At 68.1% G+C, this 13,486-nt stretch carries 9 protein-coding genes; 3 read left to right on the top strand and 6 right to left on the bottom strand.

From position 1 onward, the window contains the following. Positions 1-134: 134 nt before the first annotated feature. The 6 genes from VMJ11_RS17695 to VMJ11_RS17670 all read right to left on the bottom strand — a co-directional run bounded on the left by VMJ11_RS17695 (position 135) and on the right by VMJ11_RS17670 (position 8,921). The gene (locus tag VMJ11_RS17695) at positions 135-1,208 is read right to left on the bottom strand and encodes an adenosine deaminase (RefSeq protein WP_325620690.1); all 1,074 of its coding nucleotides are present in this window, start codon (positions 1,206-1,208) and stop codon (positions 135-137) included. A 41-nt stretch (positions 1,209-1,249) separates the two neighbouring features. Continuing rightward, positions 1,250-2,347, bottom strand: coding sequence for a xanthine dehydrogenase accessory protein XdhC (gene xdhC / locus VMJ11_RS17690; protein WP_325620689.1), 1,098 nt, complete (start codon positions 2,345-2,347; stop codon positions 1,250-1,252). A 151-nt stretch (positions 2,348-2,498) separates the two neighbouring features. After that, positions 2,499-4,973 carry a xanthine dehydrogenase molybdopterin binding subunit gene (gene xdhB / locus VMJ11_RS17685; RefSeq protein WP_325620688.1) on the bottom strand — a complete coding sequence of 825 codons (2,475 nt, stop codon included), beginning with the start codon at positions 4,971-4,973 and terminating at the stop codon, positions 2,499-2,501. Further along, entirely contained in the window at positions 4,970-6,517 is a 1,548-nt protein-coding gene (gene xdhA / locus VMJ11_RS17680; protein WP_325620687.1) for a xanthine dehydrogenase small subunit, read from the bottom strand. Before xdhA ends, xdhB begins: the two co-directional genes overlap by 4 nt. A 353-nt stretch (positions 6,518-6,870) precedes the next feature. Beyond that, positions 6,871-7,401, bottom strand: a complete 531-nt coding sequence (locus tag VMJ11_RS17675) for a disulfide bond formation protein B (protein WP_325620686.1) — start codon at positions 7,399-7,401, stop codon at positions 6,871-6,873. 131 nt (positions 7,402-7,532) lie between these two features. After that, a complete protein-coding gene (locus VMJ11_RS17670; RefSeq protein WP_325620685.1) occupies positions 7,533-8,921 on the bottom strand; it encodes an amidase in 1,389 nt (462 codons plus the stop codon). Positions 8,922-9,113: 192 nt separating this feature from the next. Here VMJ11_RS17670 and VMJ11_RS17665 point away from each other — a divergent pair, with 192 nt between their 5' ends. The 3 genes from VMJ11_RS17665 (at position 9,114) to VMJ11_RS17655 (ending at position 13,432) form a co-directional block, all read left to right on the top strand. After that, complete coding sequence (locus VMJ11_RS17665) at positions 9,114-10,871, top strand: cation:proton antiporter (protein WP_325620684.1); 1,758 nt, start codon at positions 9,114-9,116, stop codon at positions 10,869-10,871. Between the two features lie 152 nt (positions 10,872-11,023). Next, a complete protein-coding gene (locus VMJ11_RS17660) occupies positions 11,024-12,397 on the top strand; it encodes a gamma-glutamyl-gamma-aminobutyrate hydrolase family protein (RefSeq protein WP_325620683.1) in 1,374 nt (457 codons plus the stop codon). A gap of 267 nt (positions 12,398-12,664) precedes the next feature. Next, positions 12,665-13,432 carry a DUF2968 domain-containing protein gene (locus tag VMJ11_RS17655; RefSeq protein ID WP_325620682.1) on the top strand — a complete coding sequence of 256 codons (768 nt, stop codon included), beginning with the start codon at positions 12,665-12,667 and terminating at the stop codon, positions 13,430-13,432. Positions 13,433-13,486: the final 54 nt, after the last annotated feature.

The following is a 13,486-nucleotide window of genomic DNA, read 5'->3' as shown; positions in this document are numbered from 1 at the left end:
GGGCCCGCGGTCCGGCGCTTGCGCGCCGGGCCGGATTCGCTTCAAGCCCGGGCTGGGGCGGGTTGGGGCGTGTTCTTGCTGGCTGGGGCTGCTTGTGCCTCTGCTTTTGCCTGCTTGTGCCTCGTCCGCGCGGTTCAGTTCACGCGTTTCGCCGGCGCTCCACCCCAGGAAGCGTCGAGTTTCGCGATCAGCGCGGCGCGCTCCGCGGGCGTCACGAACGACGCCTCGAAGCCGTTGCGCAGGATCGTGTAGACCTCGCTGTCGTCGAGCTTGAGCGCCGCGATGATCGCGCGGTAGTTCTCGTTGACGTAGCCGCCGAAGTAGGCGGGGTCGTCGGAGTTGACGGTCACCGCCACGCCCTTGTCGAGCAGATCCTTCAGCGTGTGCTGCGTCATGTCGTCGAACACGCACAGCTTGATGTTCGAGAGCGGGCATACGGTGAGCGCCACGCGCGTATCGGCGAGGCGCGTGACGAGCGCCGCGTCTTCGATGCTGCGCACGCCGTGATCGACGCGATCGACCTTGAGCAGATCCAGCGCTTCATAGATGTACGAGGGCGGGCCTTCCTCGCCCGCGTGCGCGACGAGTTTGAGGCCCATCGCGCGTGCCTGCTCGAACACGCGCTCGAACTTCGAGGGCGGATGGCCGCGCTCGGACGAGTCGAGGCCCACGCCGATCAGGCGCGCGTGGCGCCCGAAGAGCGGGCGCGCGGCTTCGAACGTGGCGAGCGCATCGGCCTCGCTCAGGTGGCGCAGGAAGCACAGGATCAGCTTGCTCGTGAGGCCGCGCTTTTCGGCGTCGGCGAGTGCGCGGTCGATGCCCGCCACCACCGTTTCGATCGGCACGCCGCGCTCGGTGTGCGTTTGCGGATCGAAGAAGATTTCGGCGTGCACGACGTTGTCGGCGAGCGCGCGCTCGCAATAGGCCATCGTCATGTCGTAGAAGTCCTGCTCGGTGAGCAGCACGCTCGCGCCCGCGTAGTAGATGTCGAGGAAGGACTGCAGGTCGGTGAACGCGTAGGCCGCGCGCAGCGCTTCGATCGACTCGTAGGCGAGCTTGACGTGGTTGCGCTGCGCGAGCGCGAAGATCAGTTCCGGTTCGAGCGAGCCTTCGATATGGATGTGCAGCTCGGCCTTCGGGGCATGTTCAGCCTTCTCGACGAGCGCTTTTGCAGTGGCGGCGGTGTCGGCGGTGGTCGTGATCGTCATGGTCGGTTCGATTCGCTTATGGGTTCGTTCAGTGTTTGACATCACGCACAATGGGTTGCCGGGGCATGCGCGGCGGGGCTCGCCAGCCGTGCTGCTTCGATGGCCTGCAGCAGTTGCGCGGCGGCCGAGATCGCGATGACTTCGGGCGACTTGTCGACGATGCCCTCCACGCCGAGCGGGCAGTGCATGCGCGCGATCTGCAGCGGGTCGATGCCGCGTGCGGCGAGCCGGTGCTCGAACTGCTTGCGCTTCGTGTGCGAGCCGATCATGCCGAAGAACAGGAAGTCGCCGCGGCGCAGGATGCGCTCGGCGAGATCGAGGTCGCGCGAATGATCGTGCGTCATCACGATGAAGCTCGTGCCCGGCGGGGCGGTGTCGATCGCTTCGTCGGGGGCATCGTTGGCGTCGATCGCGACATTGGGCGCGCCCAGCAACGCGAACGCCTCGGGCGTCGGAAACGCTGCGTCGCGCTCGTCGACCCACAGCACGCGGCAAGGCAGCGTGCCGAGCACGCGCACGAGCGCCGCGCCCACGTGGCCGGCACCGAACAGCACGACGGGAAAGTCGTTGGGCGCAATCGTCTCGGTGAGAAGCATCGTGCCCGTGGTATCTGCCGTACCCGTCGTAACGTTAGGGCCGCCCGTGTCCCACAACAGGCAATCGGGCGCTTCGACGCCCGGTTCGGGCTCGCTCAGCATGACGGGATCGGCCGCGGCGGCGTCGCCTTGCGGGCTCCCATTGCGCGAGGAGCGGAATGATACGCTACGCACGGTCGACGCGCCCGCCGCAAGCCGGCGCGCGAGTGTGGACAGCCAGCCGAGGTCCGCCACGTCGAGGCGCTCGAACGCGAGCACCACGGCGCCGCCGCAGCATTGGCCGAGACTGGGCCCGAGCGCGAGGCGCTCCAGACGCCGCGCGTGCGGTGCGCGCATGCCGTCGCGCAGCACCTGGCGCGCGATCTCGATGGCCTTCCATTCGAGGTGGCCGCCGCCTATCGTATGGCGGGCCGCTTCGCGCGTGACGATCATCTTCGTGCCGGCCTCGCGCGGCGCCGATCCCTCGACGCGCGCAACGGTGACCAGCACGGCGGCGTCGCCGTGCGCGAGCAGTTGCTGCAGATCGGAAAGCCAGGCTTGCATCTGGCGGTTCTCCCTACGGGGCGGCACCTACATGCAGGTGCCGCCGGTTGATCTTCGTGGCCTCGCGCGGGCCTGGCCTATCCTTGCATGCCGCTTCGGCGTTGCCGCGCTCCACGGTTGGAGGGCGCCAGGCGATGGCAGTTTCGCGCGCTCAGTCCATCTTGCGGTTTCGCGCCGCCGCGGGCAGTGCGGCTTCGGCGCCTTGTATGCCTTGTATGCCTTGGGGGCCTGCGGCCACTGGGCTTTCGTGCGGTGCCAAAGCCTGCCCCGGCGGCGCGACGCGCGTTCGCAGTGCATCGAGCGCATCCAGAATCGCCTCGGGCGTGGCGGGCGCGCGCAACGGGGCGGCCTCGCGCGCCTCGGGCACGGCCGCGCCGATGGCATCGCGGATCGCAAGCAACACCGAAAACGGCAGCAGCAACGGCGGCTCGCCCACCGCCTTCGAACGGAACACGGTCGGCTCCGCGTTGCCATTGCGATAGAGCCGCGCGTGGAACGCGGCCGGCGTGTCGCTGATCGCCGGAATCTTGTAGGTGGACGGCGCGCGCGTCATCAGCCGCCCGTCACCATTCCACCAGAGCTCCTCGGTCGTGAGCCAGCCCATTCCCTGGATGAAGCCGCCTTCCACCTGGCCGAGATCGATGGCCGGATTGATCGATTGGCCCGCATCGTGCAACAGGTCGGCGCGCACGAGCTTCCATTCTCCCGTGAGCGTGTCGACGACCACCTCCGACACAGCCGCGCCGTAGGCGAAGTAGTAGAAGGGATGGCCCGTGAGCGTGCGCGCATCCCAGTGCACCTTGGGCGTGGCGTAGAAGCCGTCGGACCAAAGTTGCACGCGCTTCAGATACGCGAGTTCGACGAAGTCGGCGAACGCGACCGACTTTCCGTTCGCGCTCACCATGCTGTCTTCGAATGTCACGTCTGCGCTCGCGCCGCCGTATTGCTCCGCGGCGAGCGCCGAGAGGCGCGCACGGATTGCGAGCGCGGCGTCTTCGGCGGCCTTGCCGTTCAGGTCGCTGCCCGTGGAGGCGGCCGTGGCCGAGGTGTTGGCCACCTTCGAGGTGTCGGCGGCGCTCACGCGCACGCGCGTGAGCGGCAGGCCGAGCGTGCCGGCCACCACTTGCGCGACCTTGGTGTTGAGTCCCTGGCCCATCTCGGTGCCGCCGTGGTTCACGAGCACCGAGCCGTCGCGGTAGACGTGCACGAGCGCGCCCGCCTGGTTCAGGTGCGGCACGTTGAACGAGATGCCGAACTTGACCGGCGTGAGCGCGATGCCGCGCTTGAGCACCGGGCTCGTGCGGTTCCAGGCGGCGATCGCGGCGCGGCGCTCGCGATAGCGGCTCGACGCGAGCAGCTCGTCGGTGAGCGGCGCGAGCACGTTGTCCTCCACGCGCTGGCCGTACGGCGTGACATCGCGCTCGCCGATGCCGTAGTAGTTCGCGCGCCGCACGTCGAGCGGATCGCGCCCGAGCGCCTTCGCGATTTCGTCGAGCATCACCTCCATCACGAGCGCGCCTTGCGGGCCGCCAAAGCCGCGAAACGCGGTGTTCGACTGCGTATTCGTCTTGCAGCAGAGCGCGACGATTTCGACGTCCGAAAGATAGTAGGCGTTGTCGAAGTGGCAGACGGCGCGCGTGGCGACCGCGCCCGAAAGATCCGCGGAATAGCCCGCGCGTAGCGCGATCTCGACGCGCGCGCCCGCGAGCCGCCCTTCCTCGTCGTAGCCTGCCTCGTAGGTATAGAGCGCGTCGTGGCGCTTGCCGGTGATCATGAAGTCGTCGTCGCGATCGGCGCGCAGCTTCACGGGGCGCTGCAGCCGATGCGCCGCCAGCGCCGCCACGCACGCGAACAGCGCCGACTGCGATTCCTTGCCGCCGAAGCCGCCGCCCATGCGCCGGCATTCGCAGCTGACACGGTGCGCGGGCCAGCCGAGCAGATGCGCGATCACTTGCTGCATTTCGCTCGGGTGCTGTGTCGAGGTGTAGACGAGCATGCCCGTCTGCTCCTGCGGCAGCGCGTAGGCGACCTGGCCTTCAAGATAGAACTGCTCCTGCCCGCCCACGGCGAACGTGCCGGCGAGGCGGTGCGGCGCCGCGGCAATGCGCTCGTTGGGCGCACCGCGCACGAGGCGCAGCGGCGGCAGCACGTAATGCTGGCGCTTGCGCGCCTCGTCGATGGAGAGAACCGGCTCGAGCGGCTCGTAGCGCACGACGTCATCGCTTGCGGCCAGCGCGGCGGCGCGGCGCGCGAGTTCGTGGCTCGTCGCGATGACCGCGAAAACGGGCTGTCCGAGGTATTGCACGACGTCGCTGGCCAATACCGGATCGTCGTGCACGACCGGGCCGCAGTTGTTCTCGCCGGGGATGTCGGTGGCCGTGAACACGGCCAACACGCCCGGCGACGAGCGCACGCGTTCGAGATCGAGCGCGACGATGCGCGCGTGCGCATGGCGCGAGAGGCCGAGCGCCGCGTGCGCGGTGCCGTGCAGTTCGGGGATGTCGTCGGTGTAGCGTGCTTCGCCGCTCACGTGCGCCTCGGCCGATTCGTGCGGCAGCGGCGCGCCGAGCGCGCCTTCATGAGCGTGCTGCGAGCGCATCACGAGCGGATCGGCTTGATCGTTCATGGCGCATCTCTGGTGAGCGCCGTTTCGGTTTCATCGTCGCTGAAGGAGAACGCATTGACGTCGCACAGCGCGAGCGGCGCGTCGTCGCGCGTTTCGAGCCAGCAGCGCCACAGCAGATTGCGCGCAACCTTCAGGCGATACGCGCTGCTCGCGCGCATGTCCGTGAGCGGCTGATAGTCGGTGGCGAGCGCATCCATCGCGCGCTGCGCGGCGGCTTCGTCCCAGCGCGCGCCGTCGAGCAGCGCTTCGGCATGCGCGGCGCGCTGCGGGATCGCGGCCATGCCGCCGAAGGCGATGCGGGCGCGCGCAATCGTGCCGTCTTCGCCGACATAGAGCGCAAACGCCGCGCATACCGCAGAGATATCCTGGTCGTAGCGCTTCGAGACCTTGTAGGTGCGAAAGCGCAGCGTCGGCGCGGGGCGCGGTACGTGGATCGCCTCGACGAATTCGCCCGCTTCGAGCGCGTTCTTCTGATAGCCGGTATAGAACGCCGCGAGCGGCAGCGTGCGCACGCGCGCCTCGCGCCGCAATACGAGCGTGGCGTCGAGCGCGAGCAGTGCGGGCATGGAATCGCCGATCGGCGAGCCGTTCGCGATGTTGCCGCCGAGCGTGCCCGCGTTGCGGATGGGCAGCGAGGCGAAGCGCGCCCACAGCTCGGCCAGTTCGGGGTAGTCGACGGCGAGCGCCGCGTACGCCTCTTCGAGCGGGACGGCGGCGCCGATCGCGATGGTCTGGGCGTCGCGCGAAAGGGTCTTCATTTGCGCGACGTTGCCCGTATAGATGAGGTCGCCCAGATCGCGGAACTGCTTCGTGACCCACAGGCCGATATCGGTACTGCCTGCGAGCACGCGCGCGTCGGGGTGAGCCGCGCGCAGCGCCGCGAAGGCTTCGAGCGTGCGTGGTGCGTAGAACGTGCTCTCGCCGTGCCCGGCGCCGCGCACGTCGGGACCGCGATATTCGAAGGTGCCGGGGCGCTGCAACGCGCGTAGTTGCGCTTCAACGCGCGTGCGATCGAGCGCGACGCGCGGATGGCAGGTTCCGTCGAACATGCGCAGGGCGGCTTCGACGATCGGGCGGTAGCCGGTGCAGCGACACAGGTTTCCCGAAAGCGCCTGGTCAATCTCGTCGCGGCTGGGCAACCCCGCACCCGCGGGCTGGTTCTCGTAGAGCGCCCACAGCGACATCACGAAGCCCGGCGTGCAAAAGCCGCACTGCGAGCCATGGCAATCGACCATCGCCTGCTGGACGGGGTGCAGCGCGCCATCCGGCTGGCGCAGGTCCTCCACGGTGTAGAGCGCGCGGCCGTCGAGGGTGGGCAGGAACTGGATGCAGGCGTTGACGGCATTGAGGGCGAGATGTCCGTCGCCGTCGAGCTCCCCCACGACGACCGTGCACGCGCCGCAGTCGCCCTCCGCGCAGCCTTCCTTGGTGCCGCAGGCGCGCAGATCCTCGCGCAGGTACTGCAGCACCGTGCGTGTGGGAGGCACATCGCGTACTTCGCGCACTGAGCCTCGGTGGAGGAATCGGATGGTTTGCGTTGTCATGGTGAACCGGGGGACATTGCGGATCAGGCGCGCGTTACGCAGGGGCCATGCCAAAACCAGCCTCGCGCACGTAGATCGCCATCCAGTTCCGAAGATATCACCGCTCGCGTCAGGAAAGTATTCCCCCCGCAAGATGGGGGTTATGCGACTCGAGTCATGACGCTGCAATGGCGCGACTCACGGCGCCGAGCCGTCCGGCGCGGCGATCGCGCGTGAGGGAGGGGGAATGTGCGGATGCCGTGCGCAATTTCGCAGTGCCATGCGAGGCATGTGCGCACGCAGGGGCGCTGCCCGGCGGGCAGGCGGTGGATGCAGGGGATCGGGGCGGCGCATGCGCCGCCCCGGCTACTGGGTCAGCGGCGGATCCCGGGCCAGGACACCTGGCGGCGACGGTTGCGCCACAGGCTTACCACAACCGCGAAAAACGCGATGACGAACGCGAGCAGCGACCAAATGGGCATGGTCAGGCCAAGCGTGGGTGCATAGGTGGTTTCGCACAGGCCCTGCACCTTGAACACGCCGGGCAGCCAGTGCGCGGGCGGCAATCCGTCGACGATGGGCTGCAGCGTGTCGAAGCCGCAGCTGAAATTCGGGAACGCCTGCACCCAGGCGAGCCGCGCAGACGCGACAGCACCGCCGAGCGCCGACAGCGCCACGAGCCCTTCGAGCACGCGCACGCCGCGCCAGCTCGTCATGCGCGCGCCGAGGAAGGAAAACACCGAGATCAGGATGAGCGAGTAGCGCCCGAGGATACACAGCGGGCAGGGGTCCTGGTGCTCGACATACTGGAAGTACAGGGCGCCGCCCAGCAGCGCGAGGCAGATCACGCCAAGCAGGACAAGCAGGCCGCGCTCGCGGCGCAACAGCGCGTTATCGTCGTTCATGTGGCTCGTTCATTCGGGTTGTCTGACGCAGCCGGGGGGCTGCTATGGGGTGACGGGATTCTAGCGCGAAGGTTGCGTGCGGCGCGCAGGTGTCCTTGTTCGCGCGCAAGGCCGCGCCGCGCTGGCGCACGTCAGCGCAGCGGCGCAAGCACGGCCTCGACGCCGCGCCCGATGGCGAGCAGGGCGTCGTCGGCCCAGGGCGCGCCTGCGAGCATGAGCCCGACTGGCGCTGCGCCGTAGTGGTGGCACGGCAGCGAGAGCGCGCAGGCATCGAGGAAGTTGAACGCGCTGGGGTTGCGCAGCACGAGCGCGTTGGTGCGGGCGAAGACTTCGTCGTCGGCGGCGAGCGAGGCAACGGGCGGCGGCACGATCGGCACGGTCGGCGCGATCACGGCGTCAAAGCGCGACCAGAGCATGGCCTGCGCCTCTTCCATCACGGCGGCGCGCGCGGCGATCAGGTCCAGGTAGTCCGTCGCGCTGGCGGGCTCGCCCTTCAGGATACGCACGAGCACGCGCGGATCGTACTGGTCGCGATGTTTCGCGATCAGCCCGCGATGCCATGCGTACGCCTCCATCGGCGAAAAGCCGATGCGGTTGATCTCGGCGAAGCGTTCGAAGGCGGAAAAGCGCACTTCGCTCACGATCGCGCCGGCTGCATCGAGGTGCTTGAGCGCCGTATCGACGGTCTCGGCGACTTCGGGGTCGACGCCTTCCGTCACGTAGTTGGTCAGCACGCCAAGACGCACGCCTTCGAGGTGGCGCGCGGCCGGCACGCGCGGCTCGAGCCCGGCGAGTATGCGGTCCACGAGCGCGCAGCATGCCACCGTGTTGCCGATCGGACCAAACGAGTCGAGCGTGGTCGAGAGCGGCACGCCGCCCGTTTTCGGGATGCGCGCAGCCGTGGGCTTGAAGCCCGTCAGGCCGCAGAACGCAGCCGGAATGCGGATGGAACCACCCGTGTCGGTGCCGAGCGCGATGGCGGCCATGCCGTCGGCGACCGAGGCCGCCGCGCCCGAGGACGAGCCGCCCGCGACGCGCGCGTCGCCCGCCACGCCGCGGTGGTAGGGCGAGAGCGGCGTGCCGTAGTGCGGATTCAGGCCCAGCCCCGAGAACGCGAACTCGCTCATGTTGGTGCGGCCGACGAGCACCGCGCCCGCATGGCGCAGACGCGCGACAGCGGCGGCATCCGCCGTGGCAGGCGCCGCGTTCGCGAGCGCCGTGGAACCCGCGCGCGTGACTTCGCCCGCCACGTCGAACAGATCCTTCACCGAAACGGGAATGCCCGCGAGCGGCGAGAGCACCGTGCCGGCGGCTCGCAGGCGGTCGTGCGCATCGGCGGCGGCGCGCACGCGATCCGGGTCGACGTGCGTGAAGACGGTCACACCCTGGCCAGCCGGGTCGGCGATGCGCTCGAGCGCGGCTTCGGCGAGCGCGCGGCTCGTCGTGCGGCCGGCGGCCAGATCGGCGGCGAGCTGGGCGAGGGGGGGAAACGGAGCGAAGGCGGTGGATGAGGTGGTCATGGCGGCAGAAGAATCGGTCATTACATGGTGAATGCGCGGGCTGCGCGTAGGTGCGCCAGACGGGCGAGTGGCGGGGCGAACGGCACCTGCAAGGGTCGCATCATTGTAGGGCGGCTTTTTCTTCGCGGGGCAATCTGCCTTGCGCATCGGGTAACATGCGGGAAATCGATAGCTTTTTGTAAGGAAACCTTCATGCACCACGGAATCGGCTTCATTCAGGATCTGGCCGTCGTGATGGCGCTCGCGGGCGTCGTCACCGTCCTGTTTCATCGCCTGAAGCAGCCGGTCGTGCTCGGCTATATCGCTGCGGGCGTGATCATCGGGCCGTACACGCCGCCGTTCCAGCTCATCCACGACGAGCAGACCATCCAGACGATGGGCGAACTGGGCGTGGTCTTCCTGATGTTCTCGCTTGGCCTCGAGTTCAGCCTGCGCAAGCTCTTCCAGGTGGGCGCGACGGCCATCGTCGCGGCGCTTTCGGAAATCGTCCTGATGCTGTGGCTCGGCTACGAGATCGGCCGCGCGTTCGGCTGGGCGACGATGGACTCGCTGTTCCTCGGCGCGATCCTCGCCATCTCCTCGACGACCATCATCGTCAAGGCGCTCTCCGATCTCGGCGTGAAGCGCGAGCCGTTCGCGCAGCTCGTGTTCGGCATCCTGATCGTCGAAGACATACTCGGCATCGCGATGCTGGTGCTGCTGGGCGGCATCGCACAGACGGGCGAGCTCTCGCCCGCCATCGCGTTCGTCACGCTCGGCAAGCTGCTGCTCTTCATGGTGGTCTCGCTGCTGGCGGGCATCCTGATCGTGCCGCGCGCGCTCGGCTACGTGGCGCGCGTGGGCAGCGACGAGATGCTGCTCGTTTCGGTGCTGGGTTTTTGCTTCGGCTTTTGCCTGCTCGTCGTGAAGCTCGACTATTCGATCGCGCTCGGTGCGTTCCTGATCGGCGCGATCATGGCCGAGTCGCGTCATCTGCATCGCATCGAGCATCTGATCGCGCCGCTGCGCGACGCGTTTTCGGCCATTTTCTTCGTGACGATCGGGCTCATGCTCAATCCGCTCGTCCTGGTCGACTACGCCTGGCCGATCGCCGTGATCTCGCTTGCCGTCGTGCTCGGCAAGCTTGTGTCGTGCGGGCTCGGCACGTTCCTCGCGGGCCGCGACGGACGCACCGCGATGCGCGTGGGCATGACCGTCTCGCAGATCGGCGAGTTCTCCTTCATCATCGCCTCGCTCGGTCTCACGCTGAAGGTGACGAGCGGGTTTCTGTATCCGATCGCCGTGACCGTCTCGGCCATCACGACACTCACCACGCCGTACCTCATCCGTATCGCCGATCCGCTTTCGCAGCGTGTGGCGCGCGCGATGCCGCCCGCCGTCGCGAACGTGTTCGGCATGTACAGCCAGTGGCTGCGCTGCCTCATGCCGCGTTCCGACGGGCCGACGCTCTTTTCGCTCACGAAGCGCATCGTCTTGCAGATCGCGGTGAATCTCGCGCTCGTGTCGGCGATTTTCATCGGCGTCTCGTATGGCGCGCGCTACGCGGAACCCCTGCTCGCGCACTGGGTCAGCGATGAGCGCATCCAGCGCGTCGTGCTCTGGAGCGTCGCGCTCGTGCTTGCGATCCCCTTTCTCGTGGCGGTGTGGCGCAAGACGCAGTCGCTCGCGCTCCTGCTCGCCGAGGTGAGCGTGCAGCCGGAGAAGGCGGGGAGGTTCACGCGCGCGATTCGTCATCTGATTGCGGAACTCGTGCCGGTGGTTTCGATGATCGGCGTATTCTTGCTCGTGGCCGCGCTCTCGGGGACGATCCTGCCGCCCACGGGTTTCCTCGTCGGCGTGCTGGTGTGCGCGGCGGCGCTCACCATGCTGCTGTGGCGCTGGTGCGTGAAGATCCATGCGTCGATGCAGATCGCGTTGCGCGAGACCTTCGACGAACGGCCGGACGTCTGAGCAGGCGGCGCGACCCGCACTCGCGTCGAAGGCGTCGCCGATGGGCGCGGGCGCATGCGAGCAATTGCGCGCGGGGGTGGCGGCGACGTGCGGTGCGAAGGATAATCGAACCCTGTTCATTCGTTCGCGCGCCGCGCGCCTGACCCCACGTCATGAGCGAAAACAAATCAGACCACCCCCAGGTCCCTGACGGCGCAAGCCGTCCCGCCGGCGCCGATCCTGCCGGCGCTCCCTCGTCCTCGACGGCTTCCCCCGGCGCCGGCTCACCGGGTTCCGCCAGTTCCTCCGCTGCTTCGACTTCCGCTTCCGGTTCTGCTTCGCCCTCTGGAGAAGCCGCACAGCGCGTGTCGACCGATGCGCCCGCGAGCGCCTCGGCCGTCACGCCGGGCGTCAGCGGGCCGGCGGCCGCGTCGACGCCCGGCGAGCTGCCCGAGCACGCGCCGGCCGGCGCCGCGCCGCGCATCCCGATCGAGGAGACCGGCGAGGCCGGCAAGTCCGCGCCCGCGCCGACTGCGCACACGGAGCCGGTGGATGCGGGCGCTGCCGCCACTGCACCTCGGCCCGGCGCGGCGCCAGCCGGGTTCGGCCAGGCCCCCGACTTCACGGCGCAGCATCCGCCGCCGCCGGGGGCCATTCCGCCTGAGCCGCCGCGCTATCTGCGCGCGAGCGATTCGACGTGGGCGGTGTTCGGCCGCATCATCGCAGCGCGTGCGCGGCAGCTGTTCGACCGCGCGGGTCAGCGCATCACGCAACGCACGCTGCGCATCGGCGTCTCGGCGCGGATCTTCCACCCCGAGCCGGGTGCGCGAGGCCTGCGCGGCAAGACGCTGCAATACCTCGAAGAGTCGATCGCGCACTGGGTGATGTCGCGCGACGTCATCGTGTTCATGATTCCGACGGTCGGGCATCAGGGCATGCTGCACCCGAGCAATATCCGTCTGCGCGACTACGCGCGGCATCTCGACGGACTGTTGCTGCAGGGCGGCGCCGACGTTTCACCGCAGACCTACGCGGAAATCTCGGCGCGCCCCGAGTGGCCGGGCGACCGCGTGCGCGACATGTACGAGCTCGAACTGCTTCATGAGTTCGTCGAGTCGGGCAAGCCGGTGCTCGGTGTGTGCCGCGGTTGCCAGCTCATCAACGTGGCGTTTGGCGGCACGCTCTATCAGGACATCGCCTCGGACGTGCCGACAGCCGGCGTTCATGTGAGCGAGCACTACGACCAGCATCGCCATGCGGTCACCTTCCCGGAGGGCTCGACGTTCTCGAGCATGTTCCCGGGGCGGCGCGAAGCTATCGTCAACTCGATTCACCACCAGGCTATCAGGAATCTTGGACGCGATCTGACGGTGGAGGCCGTGTCGGCGGGCGACGGGCTCATCGAGGCGGTGCGCTACCGGCGTGCGCCGTTCGTCGTGGGTGTGCAGTGGCACCCTGAGTTTCATCGCGCGGGCGGCCCCGAACTGCTCGACTGCACGCCGCTGCTCGATACCTTTCTACGTTCGGCGCGCGAAACGCGCTTCTGATAGCGAAGCACGGTTGTCTCCGCCGCGCGCTGCTTTTTTCCCTCAGGCGCGCGGCGCATCCACCCCAGTCTCCCCCTTGGAATCCTACGCAGCCCGCATTCTTTTCGGGCGGCATTGACGTAGTTTTCCGTAGTTTTCTGCGGCTGGCATTCAAGACTTGCCTCGATCTTTCGATTCTCAAGCCTATCCAGAATAAAAGGCCATTTTTGAGATTTCTCCGCGGCGATAATCAAGGGTTACCGAGAAACCTGAATGGAATAGGCAGGTATGAAGCATTCAATCGCGTTGCGTCGTGTGATGATCAGCGCCGCGACTTTCGTGCTGTTGCAACAGGGCGAAACGGCATGGGCCGGCAAGCCGGTCGATCCGGCCGGCGCGGCGGCCGTGAGCGACGGCGCGAGCGAGGGCGCGCCGCTGGCGGGCAGCCGCCCGTCGCTCGGCAGTCTGACGCCGCAGCCGGGTGGCGTGTCGCCGCCTGCTGGCAGCTCTCGCAACCCGGACGAGCAGGCGAGAGCCGGCGCCGGGCAAGGCGACGTTGCCACGCTGATGCAATTGATTCAAGACTCGCAACTCGTCGAACTGCGCACGACCTATAACGCGAGCTACGGAGCAAGTCTCTTTTTCTATCCGCCGGAGATGACGTACTACGTCGCGTTGTTTCAGGACAAGCACTTCTGGCGCGTGATCCGTTCGCAGGACGAAGCACGCGCCGGAGCGATCTACGCCGACTTCGTGCAGCAGACAGCTCAGCTTGCCGAGGTCGAAATACGGCGTACGCAACTTGAGGCGCAGAAGGCGTTCCTCCAGCAGGTGATTGCGCTGTCCGAAGCGCGTGCGCGCCGCCTGCAGGCCGACCTCGACATCGCGCGCACCCAGCAGGCGCGGGTCGACGACCACCAGCGCCAGGTGCAGAGCGATGCCATGGCGCTTAACGAGCAGAAAGCGAAGGCGCAGGCGCAATTGCGGGAATTGCAGCGTCAGGTGGACTCACTCCAGCGCGCAACGGAGGCGGGCCTGCCCGGGGCGCGGCGCTGAGCAGTGGGGGCGGCTTCGCCCTGCTGGCGGCGTGCGCTTTGCGTGGCCTGCGAC

The sequence above is a fragment of the Paraburkholderia sp. genome (assembly GCF_035501035.1).
Classification (GTDB): Bacteria; Pseudomonadota; Gammaproteobacteria; order Burkholderiales; family Burkholderiaceae; genus Paraburkholderia.
This window is presented reverse-complemented; position numbering and strand designations above follow the sequence as displayed.

What these genes read in the sequence shown, in the direction of transcription:
- VMJ11_RS17695 (WP_325620690.1), bottom strand. Translation starts at nt 1,208, where the DNA reads ATGACGATCACGACCACCGCCGACACCGCCGCCACTGCAAAAGCGCTC.
- xdhC (WP_325620689.1), bottom strand. Translation starts at nt 2,347, where the DNA reads ATGCAAGCCTGGCTTTCCGATCTGCAGCAACTGCTCGCGCACGGCGAC.
- xdhB (WP_325620688.1), bottom strand. Translation starts at nt 4,973, where the DNA reads ATGAACGATCAAGCCGATCCGCTCGTGATGCGCTCGCAGCACGCTCAT.
- xdhA (WP_325620687.1), bottom strand. Translation starts at nt 6,517, where the DNA reads ATGACAACGCAAACCATCCGATTCCTCCACCGAGGCTCAGTGCGCGAA.
- VMJ11_RS17675 (WP_325620686.1), bottom strand. Translation starts at nt 7,401, where the DNA reads ATGAACGACGATAACGCGCTGTTGCGCCGCGAGCGCGGCCTGCTTGTC.
- VMJ11_RS17670 (WP_325620685.1), bottom strand. Translation starts at nt 8,921, where the DNA reads ATGACCACCTCATCCACCGCCTTCGCTCCGTTTCCCCCCCTCGCCCAG.
- VMJ11_RS17665 (WP_325620684.1), top strand. Translation starts at nt 9,114, where the DNA reads ATGCACCACGGAATCGGCTTCATTCAGGATCTGGCCGTCGTGATGGCG.
- VMJ11_RS17660 (WP_325620683.1), top strand. Translation starts at nt 11,024, where the DNA reads ATGAGCGAAAACAAATCAGACCACCCCCAGGTCCCTGACGGCGCAAGC.
- VMJ11_RS17655 (WP_325620682.1), top strand. Translation starts at nt 12,665, where the DNA reads ATGAAGCATTCAATCGCGTTGCGTCGTGTGATGATCAGCGCCGCGACT.